Genomic DNA, 22,489 nt, shown 5'->3' with positions numbered 1-22,489 from the left:
CAATGTCTGAGACTGCTGTTCCCGGTGCTTCCTACGCGGCTGCCGGCGTCGACATCGAAGCGGGCGACCGCGCCGTCGAGCTGATGAAGGAGTGGGTGAAGAAGACGCAGCGCCCCGAGGTCCTCGGCGGCCTCGGCGGTTTCGCCGGCCTCTTCGACGCCTCCGCCCTCAAGCGCTACGAGCGTCCGCTGCTCGCCTCCGCCACGGACGGCGTCGGCACGAAGGTCGACATCGCCCGCCAGCTCGGCGTCTACGACACGATCGGCCACGACCTGGTCGCCATGGTCATGGACGACATCGTGGTGTGCGGTGCCGAGCCGCTGTTCATGACCGACTACATCTGTGTCGGCAAGGTCCACCCCGAGCGGGTCGCCGCCATCGTCAAGGGCATCGCCGAGGGCTGTGTGCTGGCCGGCTGCGCCCTGGTCGGCGGTGAGACGGCCGAACACCCGGGGCTGCTCGGTCCGGACGACTTCGACGTCGCCGGGGCCGGAACGGGCGTCGTGGAGGCCGACCGGCTGCTCGGCGCGGATCGTATCCGCACGGGTGACACCGTGATCGCCATGGCGGCCTCCGGCCTTCACTCGAACGGGTACTCGCTGGTCCGGCACGTCCTGCTGAACCAGGCGGGCCTCGCTCTCGACGCACGGATCGACGACCTGGGCCGCACCCTCGGCGAGGAGCTCCTGGAGCCCACCAAGATCTACTCGCTGGACTGCCTGGCCCTGACCCGCACGACGGACGTGCACGCCTTCTCGCACATCACCGGCGGCGGACTCGCGGCCAACCTGGCCCGCGTCATCCCCGACGGACTGCACGCGACGGTCGACCGCTCCACCTGGACCCCGGCCCCGATCTTCGACCTCGTCGGCAGGACCGGCTCGGTCGAGCGCCTGGAGCTGGAGAAGACCCTGAACATGGGCGTCGGCATGATCGCGATCGTGCCCCAGGAGTCGGCGGACGTGGCCCTGGCCACCCTCGCCGACCGCGGTGTCGAGGCATGGGTCGCCGGCGAGATCACCGAGCGCGGCGAGCACACCACCGGTGCGGAACTGGTCGGCGACTACGCCTGAGAGCGGCTGCGGGGACCCCGTGCACGACAGGTGCGGGGTCCCGGGCACAGCACAAGAGCCGGTCGGTGACCGAAGTCACCGACCGGGTGGATGCTCACAGCGAGGTCAAGCGCCGCGACGATGTTGGTGGGACGAATCGTCGTCCTCGTCGTCCTCGTCGTCCCCGTACAGATCGGCGTACCGTGCGTACGGGTCGTCGTCTTCCTCATCGTCATCGTCCTCGAACGGTTCGCCATTCGGCGGCATGTTCGATGGCGATGCGCCCAGCTCTTCGGCCAGGCGTGAGAGATCCGTCCCGCCGCTGTTGTACTTCAGCTGGCGGGCGACCTTCGCTTGCTTGGCCTTGGCCCGGCCGCGCCCCATGGCTCGACCCCCTCAACGACGGGGCTCGCTGGCCCCAGGTTGACACGCGTTCATGATCCAGAACGGTCTCTCCTCGGAGAGCCCGTCGTAGGGCTCCCACGGTACCTGAGCCCACGCCCGTACGGTACGTCGCCCGTAGCACGCGCGTGTGCGCAGGACCTGTGAGACGCCCCGTCCTCGCTGGTCAGTGGCGATTTTAACCACTTATCGGCGGCCGACCCGCCGGGAAGAGTGAGAGTTCTCTCTAACTTTCCACCCGGCGGTACCGACCAAACCCTCGGGGCGCCTCCGGCGGACCCGTTACCGGAACCTCACCATCCGCGCTTCTGGGCCGCCTCGTGCATCCGCTGCTCGGCGATCCGGTCCGCCGCCGCGGCCGGCGGAATCCCGTCCTCCTTCGCACGTGCGAAGATCGCGAGCGTGGTGTCGAAGATCTTCGACGCCTTCGCCCTGCACCGCTCGAAGTCGAACCCGTGCAGTTCGTCGGCGACCTGGATGACCCCGCCGGCGTTGACCACGTAGTCCGGCGCGTAGAGGATCCCGCGGTCGGCGAGGTCCTTCTCGACGCCCGGGTGGGCCAGCTGGTTGTTGGCCGCGCCGCAGACGATCCGCGCGGTGAGCACGGGGACCGACGTGTCGTTCAGCGCGCCGCCGAGCGCGCAGGGGGCGTAGATGTCGAGGCCCTCGGCGCTGATCAGCGCCTCGGTGTCGGCGACGGCGGTCACGCCCTCGGGATGCCGGTCGAGGATGCGGCGTACGGCGTCCTCGCGCACATCGGTGACGACGACCTCGGCGCCCTCCGCGCGCAGATGCTCCACCAGGTGGTGGCCGACCTTGCCGACGCCGGCGACGCCGACTCGGCGGCCGCGCAGCGAGGGGTCGCCCCAGGTGTGCTGGGCCGAGGCCCGCATGCCCTGGTAGACACCGAAGGCGGTCAGCACGGAGGAGTCGCCCGCGCCCCCGTTCTCCGGTGAGCGGCCGGTGGTCCAGCGGCACTCACGGGCCACGACGTCCATGTCGGCGACATAGGTGCCGACATCGCAGGCCGTCACGTACCGGCCTCCGAGGGAGGCCACGAAACGGCCGTAGGCGAGCAGGAGCTGTTCGCTCTTGATCGTGTCGGGGTTGCCGATGATCACGGCCTTCCCGCCGCCGTGGTCCAGACCGGCCAGGGCGTTCTTGTACGACATCCCGCGCGCGAGGTTCAGCGCGTCGGCGACGGCCTCCGCCTCGGTCGCGTAGGGGTAGAACCGGGTTCCGCCGAGCGCGGGGCCCAGCGCGGTGGAGTGGAGGGCGATGACGGCCTTGAGGCCGCTCTTGCGGTCCTGGCAGAGCACGACTTGCTCGTGACCCGTCTGCTCCGAGTGGAACAGGGTGTGCAGGACGCCGTTGTCTACGTCGGTCACGGTGGTGACTCCTGGGTAACTGGCGGCGGGCGGGACGCAGGCGCCCAAGGGGTGGCGGGGCCTGTGGGACGAGCGTAGAGCCTGCACGGCCCGCCGACCGCGCACCGGTACGGATCACCTCCTTCCGGATGGCGGATGACCTCCTCCCGGAGTACGCCCGTGCGACGATGCGCAGGCGTTTCCCGTGTCCCCGCGCGCGGGCCGATCAGGTTTCCCGGCCGGGTGGCGGGGGAGGGAGCAGGCGTGCCCAAGGTGTCCTCGGTGATCGTCCCCTATGCGACCTACCTGCGCGTGTACGAGCCGCTGGCCGCCTTCCCCGAGCCCGAGCGCACCCACTGGACGCGCTACGCCCGCCGCCCCGACCGCCCCTCCTACCAGGACGAGCTGCGCCGCTCGCTGGCCGATCTGCTGCCCACTCCGCCGGTGGCTGTGCCGGTGCACGAGAGCGGGGAGGCGTTCGTCGCCGAGATGGACGGCGTGCTGCACATCTGCCCGTGGCGTACCCGGCTGCGCGGCTGGCAGGCCCTGACCGAGCTGGGCGACGAACTGCCCCGGACGGTTCTGGAGGCGGTGCTTCCGGAGGTCGTACGGGCCCAGGCGGCGAAGGACTACGAGCGCTGGCGGGAGGACAATCCCGACGCGCGTCCCTGGATCCGCACGGCGACCTGGCAGGTGCCGCTGGACTGGTTCGTGCTCTTCTCCGACGAGGAGCGGGTGTACGAGAAGGGGACGGGGGAGTCCGCGCCCGTGCTGCGGTACCGCACACCGATGGTCCAGGCGCGGCGGCGGACGGCCCGGGGGCTGCGCACCCTCAAGGAGTCCCTGGACGAGGGACCGCTCATCGACGGTCTGCTGGACGTGGGCCGCTGGCTGGAGGAGTTCCATCCGCGTTCGCTGGTGGAACTGGATTACGGCGGTCTGGTGCACACGCTTGCGGCCGGGCATCTGGAGGGCGACCACTCGGCGGCGGACGTCGCCGAGGGCATCGAGGCGCTGCGGGTGGGCGACGGGGCGGCGGCCGGCCAGGCGTACGGGCGGCTCGTCGAGCGGTGGCGGGCGGTCCGGGACCGCCGTTCCGCCAATTAGGGGACCCCGTCGTACGGGCGTCTGATCCGGCATGCTGTGATCTGACGATGTGACAGAGGCGACAGCGCTTTCACAAAGTGACCTACGTCACGGCCGAAACGGGTCGAACGGCGTACGGTCGACCGCACTTCACGGAACTGACGGGGCGTAGGTCCCCGATCCGGGCTTATGTCGCAAGGGTGACGGACCGCACGTACACGGCCCTTGCGTAGCTTGCCCCTCCTCGTGCCAAAATAGGACAAGGAGTCCGGGGAGGGCTCCATCCGCCTACTTATGCTCCATGGTGGGGGGAATCTCGGCATTACACGCTTTGGGGGGTCTGGTGACTCCTGAGCGCCCCTGTGACTGATCGTCACAGGGGCGTGACTGTCCGCTATGGCATGGTCCATCGGCTTCCGTCGCCGATGAACACCTGGGGGGCAATTCCATCGGTTTGGCCGACGCGGCTGGACAGATGGTGTAGTTGTAGTGCCGAGGACAAGCCGTTCGTCCTATAACCGACTCGACTCGCGTCCGCCATTTCGGGCAACGCGGGTCAAGGTGCAGAATTTAGAGGAAAGAACCGAGAAGGTTCGGTTCTCCCGAGGAGGCCGCTCATGACCGCTCGCACCCCTGATGCTGAGCCGCTGCTGACCCCGGCTGAGGTCGCCACCATGTTCCGCGTGGACCCGAAGACGGTCACGCGGTGGGCGAAGGCCGGCAAGCTCACGTCGATCCGTACGCTCGGCGGACACCGCCGTTACCGCGAGGCCGAGGTCCGCGCCCTGCTGGCGGGTATTCCGCAGCAGCGCAGCGAGGCCTGAACAACTGAATAACCGGGCAAAACGTCAGGTCCCCCAACCTGTACGGACGCCCGAAACCTAGCTCCAAGCGACGTGGGTCCTGCCCCAACAGGTCCCTCGCCCATCGGGAACGTCGTCGATCGCGCTGGACTCCGCCGGGTCCAGCGCGATCTTTTTTGTGCGCTTGAGGCCGCTCGGAGACGTCTGCGTAGTCGGATCAGGTCGGTCTGTGAGCGAGCCTGTCGGACTCTGGGGAGGGTGTGCGTGGGTTCCTGGAAGCGTCTGACGCAGGGGTCCGCGGGTGTCCCGGGGGCTTCCTCCCCAGTGGTGCAATTGCACATATTAAATTGACCAGTTGTAGGAGACGGGTGGGAACGCCCGGTTCCAAAACTTATTCCGTGATGCCTGTCACATGCCAGTGGCCTTGTTGCCGCGCGTTCCCCTGCGCTAGTGGAGGGGCGGCAACTACCCGCGGCGGTACCGACGTTGATCACGCGGTCGAGGAGCTTCCGTCCTCCAGGGCGCCCTCCAGGGCCTCTGCGGGGTCCTGTGCGCCCGGTGGAGCGCCGTCCATGGCCAGCCGCAGTAAGCGGTGGCAGATCGGACAGTGGCGGGTCAGATGCCCGTACGACGACGCGGCCGACAGATGCGCGCGGAGCAACGCCCGCGTCTCGTGCCTAGCCGATGCCGCCATACGCCACCTCCAGGAGGGTCACACGGGGAACGTGCCCTGAGTTCTGGGGTACCGAGCGAATGTGACGCCGTCAAGGGAGCCACCGGGTATGCGGCCCCGGGGAGGGCGTAACCCGGACACGCGAAGAAGCCCGGATCCGAAGATCCGGGCTTCCTCTGCTGCGGTCCTGACGGGATTTGAACCCGCGGCCTCCACCTTGACAGGGTGGCGAGCACTCCAAACTGCTCCACAGGACCAGGCTTTGCGGCACTTTGTGCTGCGCTGTGCTGCGAGAAGGACTGTACAGGAGGGTGAGCCCACTGGTCGAACTCACCCTCTGTGAACAGTCCGTCACGGAGCGGCCGCGTCGATCGCCTTCACGATCCGCTTGTCCGAGACCGGGTACGCCGTGCCCAGCGCATGGGCGAAATAGCTGACCCGGAGCTCCTCGATCATCCAGCGGATCTCCAGGACCGAGGACGGCACGGGCCGGCCCTGGGGCAGCTGCTCCAGGAGCCAGGCGAACTCGTCCTGCATCTCGTGGACCTTCTCCATGCGCGTGGTGTCCCGCTGGACCCCCGTCGGCATCTGCTGAAGGCGCCGGTCGGCGGCCACCAGGTAGCGCATGAGGTCCGGGAGCCGGCGCAGCCCCGCCCAGGTCACGAAGCCGGGCTTCACCAGGGCGTCCAACTGCTTGCGCACGTCCGTCAGGTTCGCGAGCAGCGCGGGGCTGCGCACGCCCTTCAGCCGCCGCTCACAGGCCTGCCAGGCCGCCAGCACCTGCTGCACCTGCCCGACGGTCCGCACGGTCGTGTCGACGATCTCCGCGCGCACCTTGTCGTACAGCTTCCGGTACGACTCCTCGTCCCACGCCGGCCCTCCGAGGTCGGCGATCAGCTTGTCCGCCGCCGCCATCGCGCAGTCGTCGAACAGGGCCTGGATCGAACCGTGCGGATTGGCCGACAGCGCGAGCTTCTGAGCGTTCGTGAGCTTTTCGGACGCGAACTTCGCAGGGTTGACCGGGATGTTGCGCAGAATGAGCCGTCGGGTGCCCTTCCACATCGCCTCCGCCTGCTCCGCCTCCGTGTCGAAGAGGCGGACGGAGACGGTGTCGCCGTCGTCGACGAGGGCCGGGTACGCCTTCACCGGCTGGCCCGCCCGGCGGGTCTCGAACACCCGCGTCAGGGAGCCGATCGACCAGTCCGTCAGCCCCTTGCGCTCCAGCGACTCACCGCCCTGCCGTACGGCGGTGGCGGCGGCCGCCTGGGAGATGGCCTGGCGCGCCTTCGGCTTCAGCCGCAGCTTCAGCGCCTCCAGATCCTTGTCCTCCGCCAGCTTGCGCCGCCGCTCGTCGACGATCCGGAAGGTGATCTTCAGATGGTCGGGGAGCTTCGACCAGTCGAAGTCCTCCGCCTCGAAGGGGACGCCGACCATCCGCTTGAGATCGCGGGCCATGGCGGTGGTGAGCGGCTCCTGGAGGGGGACCGCCTGGTCCAGGAAGCGCTGGGCGAAGTTCGGCGCCGGCACGTAGTTGCGGCGGACCGGCTTGGGCAGGGAGCGGATCAGTTCGGTGACGACCTCCGCCCGCAGTCCCGGGATCTGCCAGTCGAAACCGTCGTCCGTGACCTGGTTGAGGACCTGGAGCGGGATGTGGACCGTCACACCGTCCGCGTCGGCGCCGGGCTCGAACTGGTACGTCACCCGGAACTTCAGCTGCCCCTGGTGCCAGGAGTCGGGATAGTCGGCCTTGGTGACCGCCTCCGCCGACTCCCGGATGAGCATCTCCCGCTCGAAGTCCAGGAAGTCGGGCTGTTCGTGCCGCTTGCGCTTCCACCAGGAGTCGAAGTGGGCCCCGGACACCACATGCTCGGGCACCCGCTGGTCGTAGAAGTCGAACAGCGTCTCGTCGTCGACGACGATGTCGCGGCGCCGGGCCCGGTTCTCCAGCTCCGCGACCTCGCTGAGGAGCCTGCGGTTGTCGGTGAAGAACTTGTGGTGCGTCCGCCAGTCGCCCTCGACGAGCGCGTTGCGGATGAAAAGCTCGCGGCTCGTCTCCGGGTCGATCCGGCCGTAGTTGACCTTCCGCTGGGCGATGATCGGTACGCCGTACAGCGTGACCTTCTCGAACGCCATCACGGCCGCCATGTCCTTCTCCCAGTGCGGCTCGCTGTACGTCCGCTTCAGGAGGTGCCCGGCGATCGGCTCGACCCACTCCGGCTCGATCCTGGCGTTGACCCGTGCCCAGAGCCGGGACGTCTCGACCAGCTCGGCCGACATCACGAACCGGGGTGTCTTCTTGAACAGCGCCGAACCGGGGAAGATCGCGAACTTGGCGCTGCGCGCGCCCAGGTACTCGTTCTTGGCGCCGTCCTTCACGTCCTTCATCCCGATGTGGGAGAGGAGGCCCGCGAGGAGGGAGACATGGATGCTGTCGCCCGAGGCGTCCTGCTCGTTGAGCGGGATGCCCATCTGCTTGGCGACCGTTCGCAGCTGTGTATAGATGTCCTGCCACTCGCGGATGCGCAGGAAGTTCAGGTACTCCTGCTTGCACATCCGGCGGAAGGACGACGAGCCGCGCTCGCGCTGCTGCTCACGGACGTACCGCCACAGATTGAGGTATGCCAGGAAGTCGCTGGTCTCGTCCTTGAAGCGGGCGTGCTGCTGGTCGGCCTGGGTCTGCTTGTCGGCCGGGCGCTCGCGCGGGTCCTGGATGGACAGCGCGGCGGCTATCACCATGACCTCGCGGACACAGCCGTTCTTCTCGGCCTCCAGGACCATCCGGGCCAGGCGCGGGTCGACGGGGAGCTGGGCCAGCTTCCGGCCGGTCTGCGTCAGCCGGTTGCGCGGGTCCTTCTGGGCCGGGTCGAGCGCGTTCAGCTCCTGGAGCAGCTGGACACCGTCACGGATGTTGCGGTGGTCCGGCGGGTCGATGAAGGGGAACTTCTCGATGTCGCCGAGGCCGGCCGCGGTCATCTGGAGGATGACGGAGGCGAGGTTCGTCCGGAGGATCTCGGCGTCCGTGAACTCCGGGCGGGCGTGGAAGTCGTCCTCGGTGTAGAGGCGGACGCAGATGCCGTCGCTGGTGCGTCCGCAGCGGCCCTTGCGCTGGTTGGCGCTGGCCTGGCTGATCGGCTCGATGGGCAGGCGCTGCACCTTGGTGCGGTGGCTGTAGCGGCTGATCCGGGCGAAGCCGGGATCGATGACGTACTTGATGCCCGGGACGGTGAGGGAGGTCTCGGCGACGTTGGTCGCCAGAACGATCCTGCGGCCGGTGTGCGGCTGGAAGACGCGGTGCTGCTCGGCGTGCGAGAGGCGGGCGTACAGCGGCAGCACCTCGGTGAACCGGTACTGCTTCTTCTCCAGGGCGTCCGCCGTGTCCCGGATCTCGCGCTCCCCGGAGAGGAAGACGAGGATGTCGCCCCGGCCTTCGGCCTGGAGTTCCTCCACGGCGTCGCAGATCGCGGTGATCTGGTCCCGGTCGGCGTCCTCGGACTCCTCCTCCAAAAGGGGCCGGTAGCGCACCTCGACCGGATACGTCCGTCCGCTGACCTCGACGATCGGGGCGTCGCCGAAGTGCCGGGAGAAGCGCTCCGGGTCGATGGTCGCCGAGGTGATGACGACCTTCAGATCGGGCCGCCGCGGCAGCAGCTGCGCCAGGTACCCCAGCAGGAAGTCGATGTTCAGGGACCGCTCGTGGGCCTCGTCGATGATGATCGTGTCGTAGGCGCGCAGCTCGCGGTCCGTCTGGATCTCGGCGAGCAGGATGCCGTCCGTCATCAGCTTCACGAAGGTGGCGTCCGGGTTCACCTGGTCGGTGAAGCGGACCTTCCAGCCGACGGCCTCACCGAGCGGCGTCCGCAGCTCCTCGGCGACGCGCTCGGCGACGGTGCGGGCGGCGATACGACGGGGCTGGGTGTGCCCGATCATCCCGCGCACCCCCCGCCCCAGCTCCAGGCAGATCTTCGGGATCTGGGTCGTCTTTCCGGACCCGGTCTCACCGGCGACGATGACGACCTGGTGATCACGGATGGCGGCCGCGATCTCGTCCTTCTTCTGGCTGACCGGGAGCTGTTCGGGATACGTGACGGCCGGGACGCGGTCGCGCCGGAGGGACATCCGCTCCTCGACCTGTGCGACCTCGGCCTCGATCTCGGCGAGGACGGCGGCACGGGCCTCCGGCTTGCGGATCTTGCGCGCGCCTTCGAGCCGGCGCCCGAGCCGGTGCGCGTCGCGCAGGGACAGCTCGGCCAGGCGGGGGGCGAGGGCGCCGAGGGCGGGGGCGGGATGCGTAGACATACGCGGTCCAGGATCTCATCCCGGCCAAATACGTGGCGAACCCTTTTGCCCGAGGGGACGCGGCGCCCCCACGGGTCAGGGGCTGCGCGGCGCCGGGGGCGGGACGGGAGCCGGTTCGGCGGGGGAGGCCGGCGGTGTCGCCGGGGCCGCTGCTGCTGCTGCGGCGGCGAGGGCCGCGGCCTCGGCGCGGCGCTGGGGTTCCGCGAGGGCGATGGACTTCGCCGTGTTGGACACGGCCTTGATGCCCAGGTACGCGGTGGTCGTGCTGCTCACGGCCGTGAAGGCGGCGGTGAGCACCCCGATGATCACCGAGCGGTCCCCGTCCAGCCGCCAGACCCCGAAGACGGCGATTCCGGCGACCGCGAGATTGCTGACGATCACCGCCATCAGTCCGTACCGCGCCCGGTCCTTCTCCAGTGCGACACTCCCGCTCACGCGCTCCCCGCCCCCTCCATGACACGCCGACGGCCACGAACGTACCGGATAGGGAGAAGGGGTTTGCCCGGCAACGAAAGAACCCCCGTCGAGGATCCCGACGAGGGTTCTTTCCACTGTTCAGCGGTTGTGGCTGGGGCCGGGGTCGAACCGGCGACCTATCGCTTTTCAGGCGATCGCTCGTACCAACTGAGCTACCCAGCCACGAGGTTTCACGTGAAACCTCAGCGGTCCTGACGGGATTTGAACCCGCGGCCTCCACCTTGACAGGGTGGCGAGCACTCCAAACTGCTCCACAGGACCAAGCTGTTGTGTACGACAGTGTCGCACACGGTGTTGCGTGCCCCCAACGGGATTCGAACCCGTGCTACCGCCTTGAAAGGGCGGCGTCCTAGGCCGCTAGACGATGAGGGCTATCGGCCCGCCTGCGCGCTTCTCAGCGCGTCGGGGACGTGAGAAGCATATGGGATGGCGGGAGGGATCGCCAAAACGGTTTACGGGGAGGGGCTGGAAGGGGGCGGGGACGAGGGCGGGGTGGGGGAGGCGCCGGGCTGGTTCTCCTTGGGGAGGTGGCGGCTGACTTCTGCCGTCGTCAGGCCCAGGCCGCCCAGTTTGATCTCGTCCCAGGCCTGGAGGCGCTTGGTGTCGCGGTCGAAGTAGAGGATCGACGCCTCGATGGGGTCGGGGTACTCGCCCTCGACGGCCCGCAGGCCGCTGCCGCCCGTCGAGCCCTCCACGCGCAGCCGGGTGCCGTTCTCCATGACCTCCGTCTGCTCGTGGTGGAGGTGGCCGGAGAGAACCAGCGGGACCGTGCCGTCGGTGCGGCGGGCGGCGGAGGGCTCGTGGACGACGGCCACGTCGACCGGGGTGCCGGCGACCGTCTCGGCGCGCAGCGCCCGCGCCAGGCGGTCGCCCGCCTCCTCCTGGGACGCCCCGGCGCCCGGCACCGAGGAGCGGTCGGGGGTGAACTGGGGGTCGCCCATCCCCGCGAAGCGCAGCCCGGCGATGGTCTCGGCGCGGCCGTCGTCGAGGACGTGCACGTTCCTGATGCGGTCCAGGTAGCTCTGGGTGACGCGGGAGTCGTGGTTGCCGCGCACCCAGACGTACGGCGCGCCCAGGTCGGCGACGGGGTCGAGGAAGCCGTTCTCGGCGGAGGTGCCGTGGTCCATGGTGTCGCCGGAGTCGACGATCACGTTCACCTTGTACTGCTCCACCAGCGAGGCGATGATCTTCCAGCTCGCGGGGTTGAGATGGATGTCGGAGACGTGCAGGACGCGGACCGTGGTGGGGTCGGGCTGGTAGGCCGGAAGCGTCGAGGTGACGTCGTAGAGCTTGGTCACGTTCGTCACCAGGCGGGCCAGCTCCTGCTGGTAGACGTCGAACTCGGTGACGATGCTGCGGGCGTTGCCGACGAGCGAGGGCGCGGAGGAGAGCAGGCCGGAGAAGCGGGGTTCGAGGACCGACTTGGGGTTCCAGGTGGCGTACGCGGTGGCGCCGCAGGTGGTGAGGAGAGCCAGGGCGAGGCCGCCGGCGGCGAGGGCGCGGCGCGGGCGGCGGTAGACGACGAGCCCGAGGGCGGTGGCGCCGATGACGACGGCGGCGCAGGAGCGTACGGCGAGGTCGAGGGTGCCGTGCTCGACGTCGTGGGCGACCTCGTCCTGGAGGCCGGAGAGCCGCTCGGGGTGGTCGACGAGGGCTTGCGAGCGGGCGGGGTCGAGCTGGTCGACGTTGACGTCGAGGCGGACCGGGGCGGTGTGGCTGTCCAGCGTGAGGGCGCCCAGCGGAGAGACGTTGATCTTGGTGCCGCCGGTGAGGGAGGGGCGCAGGGTCATCGTCGTGTTCATGGGGCCGACCGGTACGCGTACGTTCCCGACGACCAGCAGGCCCAGCCAGGCGCCCAGCAGGACGACCGCGACCAGACCGAGGACGCGGGACCAGGGGCGCGGGCGGGGCGCGAGTTCGAGGGCGGGGGCGGACGGGGCGGGAGGCGTACGGGGGACACGGACACGGACGCGAGCCATTGGTGCCGTATGCCCGGGTGTGCGTCCGGGTATGCGGTCGGGTTCTCCTCCCGCCAGGGGGGCGTACCCGACAATGGGGCTGTGCTGGAGATGACGCGCGAGGAGTTCGAGGAACTGGTCGCCGAGGCGCTGGACCGGATTCCGCCGGAGTTGACGCGGCTGATGGACAACGTCGCGGTGTTCGTCGAGGACGAGCCGCCGGCGGACGATCCCGAGCTGCTCGGGTTGTACGAGGGGACCCCGCTGACGGATCGCGGGGAGTGGTACGCGGGGGTGCTGCCCGACCGGATCACGATCTACCGGGGTCCGACGCTGCGGATGTGCGCGACCCGGGAGGAGGTCGTCGCGGAGACCGAGGTGACGGTGGTGCACGAGATCGCCCACCACTTCGGCATCGACGACGCACGGCTGCACGCCCTCGGCTACGGCTGACGGCCGCGGCCGGCGCCCTTCGTGAACGGGGCGCGTGTCCTCCTGCGGGCGGCGGGAGTTGGTGAGGTGACTCATTTTGCGCCTGCACCGGAGGTGGCCCCGTGCGCCCCAAGTACGTACCCGTTCGTCTGGCCGCCACCGTCCTGGCCGTGACCGCCGCCGCAGGCTGCATGAGCGTGGGCAACGACGCCGAGGGCCCGGTCAAGCCGTCGCACTCGGCGGGGCGGAACGGCGGTGCGGAGCGCGACGGGGGTCCGGCGGGGGTGGGCGGCGGTTACCTGGGCGCCGCCGGCGGGGACGGCAAGCACGGGCACGGGAAGGGCCGGGGCGAACACGGGGCGAGCGCCTCCGCCTCCGCGACCGCCTCGCCGTCCGCCGGTGCAAGCGCGTCGGCGTCGGCGGGACCGGCCATGCCGGGGCGGACGGTGCAGCCGGGCGAGCCGGCGCCGACGGACGAGCAGCCGACGGCGCCCGGCTCGGCCGCCCCGGAGCCGCCGGCGCCCTCCCCCGAGCCGCCGTCCCCGGCGCCGGACCCGACGGTCGCGGAACCCTCGTCCTCCGCGCACGAGGAGACCGGTGGCGGAGCGGCCGCCCAGCTGATCCAGCGGGAGCCGGCACCGGAGGCGGGGGCGCCGGTGTAGCCCCCGGCCGCGCCCGGGGCACCGCCCCGGGCCGCCGGGGGACGTGATGAGGGTCTCCCCGGTGTTCCGGGGGCTTGATTTGCCTTCGGTGGGGCAGGGTGCGTATGGTGGTAGATCGTTTGATCCCATTTGCCCGGCGCCACCGCAGAGCGCGCCGTGTGGCGCGTACTCTCCCTTGCCGTGGCGGACCGCATTGAGGCGGTCGTAATGCGAACACGGAGTTGACGGGCGCGTGCCGACGAGACTCCGGAAGGTTTCGCTTACGCATGTCCATTTCCAGTACCGATCACGCTGTCCTGCCCGAGGACACCCAGGCCGCCGAGGCCTCCCAGGCCGTCGAGAACGAGGCGCTCGAGAACATCGGTGACGTCGAGTTCGACGATGTCGACGACGAGATCGTCGACATCGTCGAGGTGGCCGACGAGGCCGACGAGGCCGACGAGACCCCCGAGATCACCTTCGCCGACCTGGGCCTGCCCGAGGGCGTCGTGCGCAAGCTCGCGCAGAACGGTGTGACGGTCCCCTTCCCGATCCAGGCCGCGACCATCCCGGACGCCCTGGTCGGCAAGGACATCCTCGGCCGTGGCCGCACCGGCTCCGGCAAGACCCTCTCCTTCGGTCTGCCGACCCTGGCCACGCTGGCCGGCGGTCACACCCAGAAGCACAAGCCCCGCGCCGTCATCCTCACCCCCACCCGTGAGCTGGCGATGCAGGTCGCCGACGCGCTCCAGCCGTACGGCGACGTCCTCGGCCTGAAGATGAAGGTCGTCTGCGGCGGTACGTCGATGGGCAACCAGATCTACGCCCTCGAGCGCGGCGTCGACATCCTCGTCGCCACCCCGGGCCGACTGCGCGACATCATCAACCGCGGCGCCTGCTCCCTGGAGGACGTGCAGATCGCCGTTCTCGACGAGGCCGACCAGATGTCCGACCTGGGCTTCCTGCCCGAGGTGACGGAGCTGCTCGACCAGGTGCCGGCCGGCGGCCAGCGCATGCTCTTCTCCGCGACCATGGAGAACGAGATCAAGACCCTCGTCGACCGCTACCTGAACAAGCCGGTCAGCCACGAGGTCGACGCCGCCCAGGGCGCCGTCACGACCATGTCCCACCACATCCTGATCGTGAAGCCCAAGGACAAGGCGCCGGTCACCGCCGCGATCGCCTCCCGCAAGGGCCGCACCATCATCTTCGTCCGCACCCAGCTGGGCGCCGACCGCGTCGCCGAGCAGCTGCGCGAGGCGGGCGTGAAGGCGGACGCGCTGCACGGCGGCATGACGCAGGGCGCGCGGACCCGGACCCTCGCCGACTTCAAGGACGGCTACGTCAACGTCCTGGTCGCGACCGACGTCGCCGCCCGCGGCATCCACGTCGACGGCATCGACCTGGTCCTCAACGTCGACCCGGCCGGCGACCACAAGGACTACCTGCACCGGGCCGGCCGTACGGCGCGCGCCGGGCGCACGGGCACGGTCGTCTCCCTCTCCCTGCCGCACCAGCGCCGGCAGATCTTCCGGCTGATGGAGGACGCGGGCGTCGACGCCGCGCGCCACATCATCCAGGGCGGCGCCGCCTTCGACCCGGAGGTCGCCGAGATCACCGGCGCCCGCTCGATGACCGAGGTCCAGGCGGAGTCCGCGGGCAACGCGGCCCAGCAGGCCGAGCGCGAGGTCGCCCACCTCACCAAGCAGCTGGAGCGTGCGCAGCGCCGTGCGAGCGAGCTGCGCGAGGAGGCGGACCGCCTGGTCGCCCGCGTCGCCCGTGAGCGCGGCGAGGACCCCGAGGCGGCGGTGGCCGAGGCGCAGGAGCAGGCCGAGGCCGAGGTGCAGGCGGCGGTCGAGGCGGCCTCCGTCCCCGAGCAGCCGGCCGCGCGTGACATCGACCGGGTCGCGCGCGAGGAGCGCACGCCGTCCACGCCGTCGTACGAGCGCCGTGAGCGCCGTGACGACCGGGGCGGCCGTTCCTTCGAGCGCCGTGACGACCGTGGCGGTCGTACCTTCGAGCGTCGTGACGACCGCGGTGGCTTCAACCGCGACAACCGTGACGACCGGGGTGGCCGTTCCTTCGAGCGCCGTGACGACCGTGGCGGTCGTTCCTTCGAGCGTCGTGACGACCGCGGTGGCGTCCGCCGTGACGACCGCGACAACCGTGGCGACCGTGGCTTCAACCGCGACCGCGACAACCGTGGCTTCAACCGCGACAACCGTGACGACCGGGGCGGCCGTTCCTTCGAGCGCCGTGACGACCGTGGCGGCTTCCGCCGTGACGACCGGGACAACCGCGACAACCGTGGTGGCGGCTTCAACCGCGACAACCGCGACAACCGCGACAACCGCGACCGTGACGACCGCGGCGGCCGTTCCTTCGAGCGCCGCGACGACCGTGGCGGCTTCCGCCGTGACGACCGTGCCGGTCACCGTGGCAGCGACCGCCCGTTCAACCGTGACCGCCGCGACGACCGCCCGGGCTTCCGCTCCGGCGGCCACGACCGCCCGTTCGGCCGCCGTGACGACCACCGCGGTGACCACCGCGGCAGCGGCTCCTTCGGCGGCGGCTCCTTCGGCCGCCGTGACGACAAGCCGCGCTGGAAGCGCAACGGCTGACACCGGCCGGTGACCGGCTGACCGAAGGGCCCGTACGACTCCCCGTCGTACGGGCCCTTTCGGCATCCCGGCCACCGACCGCACTTTTCGGCCAGGTTGTGACGTGTGTCACGGCCTCCGTGCGGGCATTGCTGGGGGCATGACAGATGAAGGCACAGGGAGCGGCCTCTCGGACGAGGAGCGGCTGGCCCAGCTCGGTTACACGCAGGTTCTCGCCCGCCGTATGTCGGCGTTCTCCAACTACGCGGTCTCCTTCACGATCATCTCGGTCCTCTCCGGCTGTCTGACCCTCTACCTCTTCGGGATGAACACCGGCGGCCCCGCGGTGATCACCTGGGGCTGGGTGGCCGTGGGCCTCATGACCCTCTTCGTGGGTCTGTCGATGGCCGAGATCTGTTCGGCGTACCCCACCTCCGCGGGCCTGTACTTCTGGGCCCACCGCCTCGCCCCGCCGCGCACGGCGGCCGCGTGGGCCTGGTTCACGGGCTGGTTCAACGTGCTGGGCCAGGTCGCGGTGACCGCGGGCATCGACTTCGGCGCGGCGTCCTTCCTCGGGGCGTACCTCAACCTCGAGTTCGGCTTCGAGGTGACGCCGGGCCGCACGGTCCTGCTGTTCGCCGGGATCCTCCTGCTGCACGGTCTGCTGAACACCTTCGGCGTGCGGATCGTCGCGCTGCTGAACAGCGTCAGCGTGTGGTGGCACGTACTCGGCGTCGCCGTGATCGTGGGCGCCCTGGCCTTCGTACCGGACCACCACCAGTCCGCGTCCTTCGTGTTCGGCGAGTTCGTCAACAACACGGGCTGGGGCAGCGGCGTCTACGTGGTGCTGCTGGGCCTCCTGATGGCCCAGTACACCTTCACCGGCTACGACGCCTCCGCCCATATGACCGAGGAGACGCACGACGCCGCCACGGCGGGCCCCAAGGGCATCGTCCAGTCGATCTGGACCTCCTGGATCGCCGGCTTCGTCCTGCTGCTCGGCTTCACCTTCGCCATCCAGTCCTACGACGGCGCCCTCGACTCCCCGACCGGCGCACCGCCCGCCCAGATCCTCCTCGACGCGCTCGGCGCCACGGCGGGCAAGCTGCTGCTCCTGGTGGTGATCGGCGCCCAGCTCTTCTGCGGAATGGCCTCCGTGACCGCCAACAGCCGCATGATCTACGCCTTTTCGAGGGACGGCGCGCTGCCCTGGTCGCACGTCTGGCACACGGTCAGCCCGCGCACCCGGACCCCGGTGGCGGCGGTCTGGCTGGCGGCGGGCGGCGCGCTGGTCCTCGGCCTGCCGTACCTGATCAACGTCACGGCCTACGCGGCGGTCACCTCCATCGCGGTGATCGGCCTGTACATCGCCTACGTCATCCCGACGCTGCTGAGGGTCCGCAAGGGCGCGGCCTTCGAGCGGGGTCCATGGCATCTGGGCCGCTGGTCGCAGGCGATCGGCGTGGTGTCGGTGGGGTGGGTCGCGGTGATCACCGTGCTGTTCATGCTGCCGCAGGTCGCCCCGGTCACCTGGGAGAACTTCAACTACGCCCCGGTCGCCGTCCTGGTCGTCCTCGGTTTCGCGGGCGGGTGGTGGCTGGCCTCGGCCCGCACCTGGTTCCTCAACCCCGACCATGAACGGACCGCCGCGCGCGAGGCGGCCCGGGCCGGAAAGACCCCCTGACCGGCTGATCCTCACCGGTTCCCGGCCCGCGGCGCGGCCGTGTCCCCGATACCCGATCGGAGACACGGCCGGGTCCGGCTATGCTCGTGGAGGCAACATCGCCTGGGCCCTTAGCTCAATTGGCAGAGCAGTGGACTTTTAATCCATTGGTTGTGGGTTCGAGTCCCACAGGGCCTACAGAACCGCCCCCAGCTCAGAGGTACTTCGAGCTGGGGGCGCGTCCGTTTTGGGCCCCCTCCATGATCGCGGGCTGGCCCGTCGCTGGCCCGAGAGGACAACGGGAATGAGCGCGGGCGGCCACCCACGGGGGTGACCGCCCGGCTCCCGCCTCGGCGCCTCTCCTGGGCCGTCGCCCAACGCCTCGGCGGGTCTGTGACGCCCCTCTCCCGGAGCGCTCCTCAATGTAGGGCTACCGCTACAGACAACATGATCACAGGCTGTGAGCGTGAGCCGGGTGCCAGCTGCCTCACCACAACCGCCCTGGGTCCTCGCTGAGCGGACGGTGCTCGGCCGCGCGATCCGTACGTCTCGGGTCCAGGCGGGCCTGACGCAGGAACAGGTGGCTCTCCGCGCAGGCCTGGACCGGGCTGGCGTCGTGCGCATCGAGCTGGGGCAGCAGTCACCCACCACGGACACACTCATCCGCATCGCAGCCGCCCTCGGCGTGACGGTGTCGGACCTGGTCTGGCGAGAGGGCCCGCCGCCGGCGCTCGGGGGGAACGCGTGACGGCGGGCCCAGTGGCCGCCTGGCCCCTTTCCCCGGGGGCGCAGCGGCCGAGGCCGGGCCGCGCGCAGGGGACGCGCAGGCCGGGCCGGTCAGTGGGGTATCGGAGCAGTGCGGTGCGTGTGGCCGCGCATGCGGACGTTGCAGTCGGATGCCCGCGAGTAGTCGCCGACGGCGGTGGCCTCGGCTCGCTTCCTCGCCAGGTTCGCGCAGATGACGCACCCCGGTACAGGCTTCGGCGGCGTAGGCGGCATCTGTAGGCGGTACGCGCTGCTCATCGTGGTCATCGCAGGTACCCCCGGATCAGCCGGTTCAGTGCGCGGCCGGTGTCGCAGTCCGGGGTGCTCTTGCACTCGGGGCAGGCGTCCGGCCCGGAGGCGTGGTCGAAGAGGGCGCTCATGGCGGCACGGCCGACGCACGTGCGGCAGGCCCGCGGGAACACCCGGGTGTCGCCGACCATCCTGGAGCCGAGATCGACCGCCATACTCGTGGAGAGCGCCTCGCCGCCCCAGACGCAGACGTAGCCCTCGCGCTGAGGGGCCGACAGAGACTCGGGGAGGGGCAGCAGAGCGAGCGCCTCATACGTGGGCTTGCCGCTGCTCACGGCGGGGTCGGGTGCCATCTCACGCCTCCACGGTCACGGTGATCCGTCTCACAACGTGACCGTAGGGGCTGTGGAACGAAGGATGGGGCAGGAATCCTGCCCCATCGCTCAGGCCGCCAGCAGGCCCAACTTCACTGCCAGGTCCGACGCGCGCCGGCGCCGGTCCGGCTGCTTGGATTCCGACTCCTCCAGCACGATCCGCCGGGCGTAGCCGTTGTACCGGATCGTTTCCGGGGCTGCCTCGAACGCGCGGTCCAGGGTGGCCAGGGCGACGTCCGGCTGCCCGTCCAGCTGGTAAGCGCGGGCCTCCTCGATCCGGTGCCGGGCCCGCCGCGGCCGGGACTTGATGACCGTCTCGTCGGTGCGCGCGGCCTGGCGTACGGACTCGCCGCCCTGGTGGAGCTCGACGGCGACGGTGACCGCGTGCGCGCCCATGATGGCGCGGCTGAAGCTGGTGACGGGGTGGTAGAAGTCGGCAGGCAGCTTCGTGGCGGTCCTGCTGGCCTTGTCCCACCACCCCCATGCCGTGCCGGTCTCGCCCCGGCGCGCGGCCGTGTACCCGGCCTCGAACTGGAGGGCCCCGGCGATCGCCAGCACCTTGCCCTCCGCATCCGCCAGCTGCGGTTCGAGGTAGCGCAGCGCCTCCAGCGTCACCGAGTCGGCGGCGTCGAAGTGCTTGGGCCCGCTGTCGCGGTGGGCCTGGGTCGTCAGCCACGCGGCGACGCCGATCGCGTGCGGGTCCTCGGAGTCCTGGGCGGCGACCATGCCGCGCTCGGCGACCCGCCACAGCAGGGCGCTGTCCGGCTGGTAGGCGACGAAGAACTGGGCCAGCGAGTACACCTCGGACAGGACGGCCTGGGCCGCGCGCCGGGTGCGCCCGTCGTCGGCCTGGCGCACGGCGAGCTGCGCGTCACGGATCAGGTCCGGAAGCAGGGCGCCGATGACTTCCCGGTGGTTGGGCGCCGAGTGCCGGGCCGCCCACGCGCGGTCCAGGCGGAGCCGCAGGTGCTGCGCGGACGGGGCCTGGCGGTCGGTGGAGAGCGGGAAGGCGTCGATGGCGGCCTTCACGGCGGCGAGGCGCGGGTGGCCGGGCCCGATGAAGAGGTCGACGTGGGTGGACTGGTCGCCGGTGAGGTCGGCGAGGTCGCGGACGCGGAGGATCTCCGCGATGCGGAGGATGGTGGGCAACTTGGGTACCTGGATCTGGCCGCCCTCGACCTGCTTCACCCACGAGGGGGACTTGCCGAGGAAGCCAGCGAGGACGGGGCGGCTCATGCCGCGGCGCTGACGGAGGATCTGCATGCGCTGGCCGAAGGCCACGTCTTCGGCGTACGGGTCCGGGGTAGCATCAGATGGCACGGTCTCGCCCTCCACTCTGAACAGGTCGCACTGCCAGGGTAGGGGGCGAGACCCTTTTTGTGCGGGGCCCTCGGACATGACGAAAGCGGCCCCGCCCTCCCACATGGGGAGGGCGGGGCCGCGGTGTTCAGGCTGGGCCGCCTTCGGCTCGGGTCTCGACCCGGGTGATCCGCTTCTCGTGGTCTTCCAGTTGCTCGTCGTGCTGGCCGAGCCGGGTCATCACACCTGGGCGGCCGGGGACACCGGGCCGGGCCTCGGCGCCCGACCAGTCCTCCCACGCGTCGTCGAACCGGTCGGCGATCCGCAGTACGGCCCGCAGGACCCGCCACACCAGAGCGAGAAGCCCGGCGATCGCCACGATCGCCACCGACCAGGCGACAGCTACGTCGACCGATCCCACGCCGGTCGCTCCCTCGGTCATCCACCCGCCTGGTCGTCGGTGCGCAGCCAGTTCGGGAGGAGGGCCTGGACGCCGGGGACGGCCATGACGCGGGCGAAGCCGCCCGCGACAGCGAGGGCGCCGGCCACCCAGGGCAGCGCGGCCGGGATGCCGGAGGCGCCGACGACCGCGGGCAGGACGACCGCGATGCCGAGCGCGGTCTGGAGGACGGTGCGCAGGGTGCGCTTGGCGGAGTCGCTCATGATGGTCTCGCTTCCTGTCCGGCGAGCCATCGCCGGACGAGCTGGTTGTGGCGAGCGTCGGCGAGCGCGTTGTGCTCGCCGTCCTCTTGCTCGGGCAGGTCGTCCCAGCGGAGGCCATGTCGCCGGGCTTCCTGCTGGATGTCGTTGGTGAACATCGGGACGCCCTCGGGGAGGCGGACCATGGGGCCCCAGAGCTGAGCGAGGGCGACGTGGTCGTAGGCCCCGTAGTTCGCCCATAGCTCCACGTCCGGTGTGGCCTGGAGGAAGGCGCGGACCTCGTTGGCGATGACCCACTTCGGCTTCACGCGCGTGTCCGTCGTGTCCAGCGCGCCGTCGCTCTGCTGGAGTGCGTTGATCTGCGGCGGCGGCTTGTAGCCGCGAAGCGGCAGGTGAGGCCACACGTTGGCCTTCAGCCACTGATGGTTCAGGATCCTGTCGACTGGCATGTCACTGTTGACGGCGTAGTACTCACGTCCGTCGTCGCACACCATGCCGATGGAGATCAGTTCGATGGTGCGGCCGTCCTCCAGGAACTCCAGGTCATAGTCGATCGCGGTCACGGGAGCCTCTCAGACGTGGGGGACCTTCAGGGCCGCCCAGGACTTCGCGCCCGGCCAGCCGTCGGCGGCCGCGCCGGTGTAGCCGAGCTTCCGCTGCCACTTCGCGTAGGACTTCCGGTCGGCCTCGGTCCACTGCGGGCCAGGGCCGTCCTCGTACGCCGAGCAGCCGACCGCGACCAGCCGCTTACCCATCGCGGTGACGATCGCCGAGCGCGGGGTCTTCCTGAACCACGCGGCGCCCGGGAACGGCTGGTGCGCCGGCGTCTCGACCACCGTGCCGCCCGGGCGGGGCGCGCCCTTCTGCACCCACGCGTACAGCGGACCGCCCGGGCACGAGGTGGCGTAGCCGTCACGGTGGCCCTTGACCTCGTTCCCGGCACCGTGCTCGCGCAGCAGCTCGATGCCGTCGCGGATCGCGCCGAGCATGGCGTCCGTGGGCTCGGTCAGGCCCTCGTCGCCGACTAGGCCGACGATGGCGTAGTGCGCGCGGTTGAGGTCCTGGTTGCCGTTGGCGCCGGTGCGCTTGCCGATGCCGCGGCCCTCGAGGAGGTAGCCGTGCGGGCAGGCCGCGTAGTTGTACGCGACGTCGGAGTAGTTCTCCTTGGTGTTCGCGAGGTGGCTGGCGCGGATGGCCCGCCACTCGGCGATGCAGGCGTCGTGGTCGGTGAGCAGCTTGGTGCTCACCGGCGTCCCCTCGTAGTGGACCTTCACGCCCAGGGTGGACGTCTGTATCGGTGCGGCGGAGGCGGGCCAGCCGAGCTGGGCGCGGGTGACGAGCTTCACTGGGTGCCCCCGTTCGCGTCGTCGACCGGGGTGAAGTCCAGGTAGTACTGCTTGCCCGGCTCGAAGGTGACGGCCGGGTTGTCCACCTGGATCGTGAGGCTGCCCGTCGGCGAGGCCTTCGCGTAGCGCTGGTCCTCGGGGACGGCCGGGTCGTACACGGCCGCGAATTCGTAGGAGCGGTGGACCTGCGAGTCCTCGGGCCCCCACTTCTTGTGGGTCTCGAAGAGGCAGCGGAACTTCGCGCGCACGGGCATTGTGATCTCCTTCGGCTTCCATTCGTGGTTCCAGCCGCCGTGGTCGTGGCGACAGCAGCCGCAGATCACGCAGCGGCAGTCCTGCCCCGGCA

Annotated in this window: 21 protein-coding genes and 5 tRNA genes; 9 read left to right on the top strand and 17 right to left on the bottom strand. The window is 70.4% G+C overall.

Annotated features, from left to right (window positions below):
* Nucleotides 1-2 precede the first annotated feature (2 nt).
* Nucleotides 3-1,073: a phosphoribosylformylglycinamidine cyclo-ligase gene (purM, locus tag ACYQ8Q_RS22485; RefSeq protein ID WP_460067430.1), complete on the top strand. Its 1,071-nt coding sequence runs from the start codon at nt 3-5 to the stop codon at nt 1,071-1,073.
* A gap of 105 nt (nt 1,074-1,178) precedes the next feature.
* On the opposite strand, the gene ACYQ8Q_RS22480 is transcribed toward purM, so the two are convergent.
* Together ACYQ8Q_RS22480 and ACYQ8Q_RS22475 are read right to left on the bottom strand one after the other, a co-directional pair.
* Nucleotides 1,179-1,436 carry a DUF3073 domain-containing protein gene (locus ACYQ8Q_RS22480; protein WP_359281689.1) on the bottom strand — a complete coding sequence of 86 codons (258 nt, stop codon included), beginning with the start codon at nt 1,434-1,436 and terminating at the stop codon, nt 1,179-1,181.
* 311 nt (nt 1,437-1,747) lie between these two features.
* Nucleotides 1,748-2,842 (bottom strand): Leu/Phe/Val dehydrogenase, encoded by a 1,095-nt coding sequence (locus ACYQ8Q_RS22475; RefSeq protein ID WP_460067429.1) that lies wholly within the window; start codon nt 2,840-2,842, stop codon nt 1,748-1,750.
* Between the two features lie 243 nt (nt 2,843-3,085).
* On the opposite strand from ACYQ8Q_RS22475, the gene ACYQ8Q_RS22470 reads away from it, so the two are divergent.
* Together ACYQ8Q_RS22470 and bldC are read left to right on the top strand one after the other, a co-directional pair.
* Nucleotides 3,086-3,928 carry a hypothetical protein gene (locus ACYQ8Q_RS22470; RefSeq protein WP_460067428.1) on the top strand — a complete coding sequence of 281 codons (843 nt, stop codon included), beginning with the start codon at nt 3,086-3,088 and terminating at the stop codon, nt 3,926-3,928.
* A 596-nt stretch (nt 3,929-4,524) separates the two neighbouring features.
* Nucleotides 4,525-4,731 (top strand): developmental transcriptional regulator BldC, encoded by a 207-nt coding sequence (gene bldC, locus ACYQ8Q_RS22465; protein ID WP_003949541.1) that lies wholly within the window; start codon nt 4,525-4,527, stop codon nt 4,729-4,731.
* Between the two features lie 469 nt (nt 4,732-5,200).
* Here the strand turns inward: bldC and ACYQ8Q_RS22460 are convergent, their stop codons facing one another.
* From ACYQ8Q_RS22460 to ACYQ8Q_RS22425, 8 genes are all read right to left on the bottom strand, one after another.
* Nucleotides 5,201-5,404 carry a DUF6274 family protein gene (locus ACYQ8Q_RS22460; protein ID WP_460067427.1) on the bottom strand — a complete coding sequence of 68 codons (204 nt, stop codon included), beginning with the start codon at nt 5,402-5,404 and terminating at the stop codon, nt 5,201-5,203.
* 161 nt (nt 5,405-5,565) lie between these two features.
* A tRNA-Asp gene (locus tag ACYQ8Q_RS22455) sits at nt 5,566-5,640 on the bottom strand.
* Nucleotides 5,641-5,734: 94 nt separating this feature from the next.
* The gene (gene hrpA, locus ACYQ8Q_RS22450; protein ID WP_460067425.1) at nt 5,735-9,679 is read right to left on the bottom strand and encodes an ATP-dependent RNA helicase HrpA; all 3,945 of its coding nucleotides are present in this window, start codon (nt 9,677-9,679) and stop codon (nt 5,735-5,737) included.
* A gap of 75 nt (nt 9,680-9,754) precedes the next feature.
* A complete protein-coding gene (locus ACYQ8Q_RS22445; RefSeq protein ID WP_460067424.1) occupies nt 9,755-10,114 on the bottom strand; it encodes a hypothetical protein in 360 nt (119 codons plus the stop codon).
* A 130-nt stretch (nt 10,115-10,244) separates the two neighbouring features.
* Nucleotides 10,245-10,318: transfer RNA gene (locus ACYQ8Q_RS22440), tRNA-Phe, on the bottom strand.
* A gap of 24 nt (nt 10,319-10,342) precedes the next feature.
* Nucleotides 10,343-10,417: transfer RNA gene (locus ACYQ8Q_RS22435), tRNA-Asp, on the bottom strand.
* Between the two features lie 38 nt (nt 10,418-10,455).
* Nucleotides 10,456-10,528: transfer RNA gene (locus ACYQ8Q_RS22430), tRNA-Glu, on the bottom strand.
* An 80-nt stretch (nt 10,529-10,608) separates the two neighbouring features.
* On the bottom strand, nt 10,609-12,135 hold the full coding sequence (locus ACYQ8Q_RS22425) for a metallophosphoesterase family protein (RefSeq protein ID WP_460067423.1): 1,527 nt from the start codon (nt 12,133-12,135) through the stop codon (nt 10,609-10,611).
* Between the two features lie 81 nt (nt 12,136-12,216).
* On the opposite strand from ACYQ8Q_RS22425, the gene ACYQ8Q_RS22420 reads away from it, so the two are divergent.
* The 6 genes from ACYQ8Q_RS22420 to ACYQ8Q_RS22395 all read left to right on the top strand — a co-directional run bounded on the left by ACYQ8Q_RS22420 (nt 12,217) and on the right by ACYQ8Q_RS22395 (nt 18,198).
* Nucleotides 12,217-12,567, top strand: coding sequence for a metallopeptidase family protein (locus ACYQ8Q_RS22420; protein ID WP_055637702.1), 351 nt, complete (start codon nt 12,217-12,219; stop codon nt 12,565-12,567).
* Between the two features lie 101 nt (nt 12,568-12,668).
* Entirely contained in the window at nt 12,669-13,208 is a 540-nt protein-coding gene (locus ACYQ8Q_RS22415) for a hypothetical protein (protein WP_460067422.1), read from the top strand.
* A 266-nt stretch (nt 13,209-13,474) separates the two neighbouring features.
* Complete coding sequence (locus tag ACYQ8Q_RS22410; RefSeq protein WP_460067421.1) at nt 13,475-15,808, top strand: DEAD/DEAH box helicase; 2,334 nt, start codon at nt 13,475-13,477, stop codon at nt 15,806-15,808.
* A 139-nt stretch (nt 15,809-15,947) separates the two neighbouring features.
* Complete coding sequence (locus tag ACYQ8Q_RS22405) at nt 15,948-17,471, top strand: amino acid permease (RefSeq protein WP_460067420.1); 1,524 nt, start codon at nt 15,948-15,950, stop codon at nt 17,469-17,471.
* Nucleotides 17,472-17,575: 104 nt separating this feature from the next.
* Nucleotides 17,576-17,648 (top strand) — tRNA-Lys (locus ACYQ8Q_RS22400).
* Between the two features lie 262 nt (nt 17,649-17,910).
* Complete coding sequence (locus ACYQ8Q_RS22395; protein WP_460067418.1) at nt 17,911-18,198, top strand: helix-turn-helix transcriptional regulator; 288 nt, start codon at nt 17,911-17,913, stop codon at nt 18,196-18,198.
* 280 nt (nt 18,199-18,478) lie between these two features.
* On the opposite strand, the gene ACYQ8Q_RS22390 is transcribed toward ACYQ8Q_RS22395, so the two are convergent.
* From ACYQ8Q_RS22390 to ACYQ8Q_RS22360, 7 genes are all read right to left on the bottom strand, one after another.
* Nucleotides 18,479-18,817 (bottom strand): hypothetical protein, encoded by a 339-nt coding sequence (locus ACYQ8Q_RS22390; RefSeq protein ID WP_460067416.1) that lies wholly within the window; start codon nt 18,815-18,817, stop codon nt 18,479-18,481.
* A 90-nt stretch (nt 18,818-18,907) separates the two neighbouring features.
* On the bottom strand, nt 18,908-20,158 hold the full coding sequence (locus tag ACYQ8Q_RS22385) for a helix-turn-helix domain-containing protein (protein ID WP_460067414.1): 1,251 nt from the start codon (nt 20,156-20,158) through the stop codon (nt 18,908-18,910).
* 127 nt (nt 20,159-20,285) lie between these two features.
* Nucleotides 20,286-20,579, bottom strand: coding sequence for a hypothetical protein (locus tag ACYQ8Q_RS22380; protein ID WP_460067412.1), 294 nt, complete (start codon nt 20,577-20,579; stop codon nt 20,286-20,288).
* Nucleotides 20,576-20,800: a hypothetical protein gene (locus ACYQ8Q_RS22375; protein WP_460067411.1), complete on the bottom strand. Its 225-nt coding sequence runs from the start codon at nt 20,798-20,800 to the stop codon at nt 20,576-20,578. The genes ACYQ8Q_RS22380 and ACYQ8Q_RS22375 overlap by 4 nt, the downstream gene beginning before the upstream one ends.
* On the bottom strand, nt 20,797-21,360 hold the full coding sequence (locus ACYQ8Q_RS22370) for a 3'-5' exoribonuclease domain-containing protein (RefSeq protein ID WP_460067409.1): 564 nt from the start codon (nt 21,358-21,360) through the stop codon (nt 20,797-20,799). The genes ACYQ8Q_RS22375 and ACYQ8Q_RS22370 overlap by 4 nt, the downstream gene beginning before the upstream one ends.
* A gap of 9 nt (nt 21,361-21,369) precedes the next feature.
* The gene (locus ACYQ8Q_RS22365) at nt 21,370-22,143 is read right to left on the bottom strand and encodes a peptidoglycan-binding protein (RefSeq protein ID WP_460067408.1); all 774 of its coding nucleotides are present in this window, start codon (nt 22,141-22,143) and stop codon (nt 21,370-21,372) included.
* Complete coding sequence (locus ACYQ8Q_RS22360; protein ID WP_460067406.1) at nt 22,140-22,397, bottom strand: hypothetical protein; 258 nt, start codon at nt 22,395-22,397, stop codon at nt 22,140-22,142. The genes ACYQ8Q_RS22365 and ACYQ8Q_RS22360 overlap by 4 nt, the downstream gene beginning before the upstream one ends.
* Nucleotides 22,398-22,489 lie beyond the last annotated feature (92 nt).

The organism is Streptomyces sp. YKOK-I1 (assembly GCF_054660435.1).
This window is presented reverse-complemented; position numbering and strand designations above follow the sequence as displayed.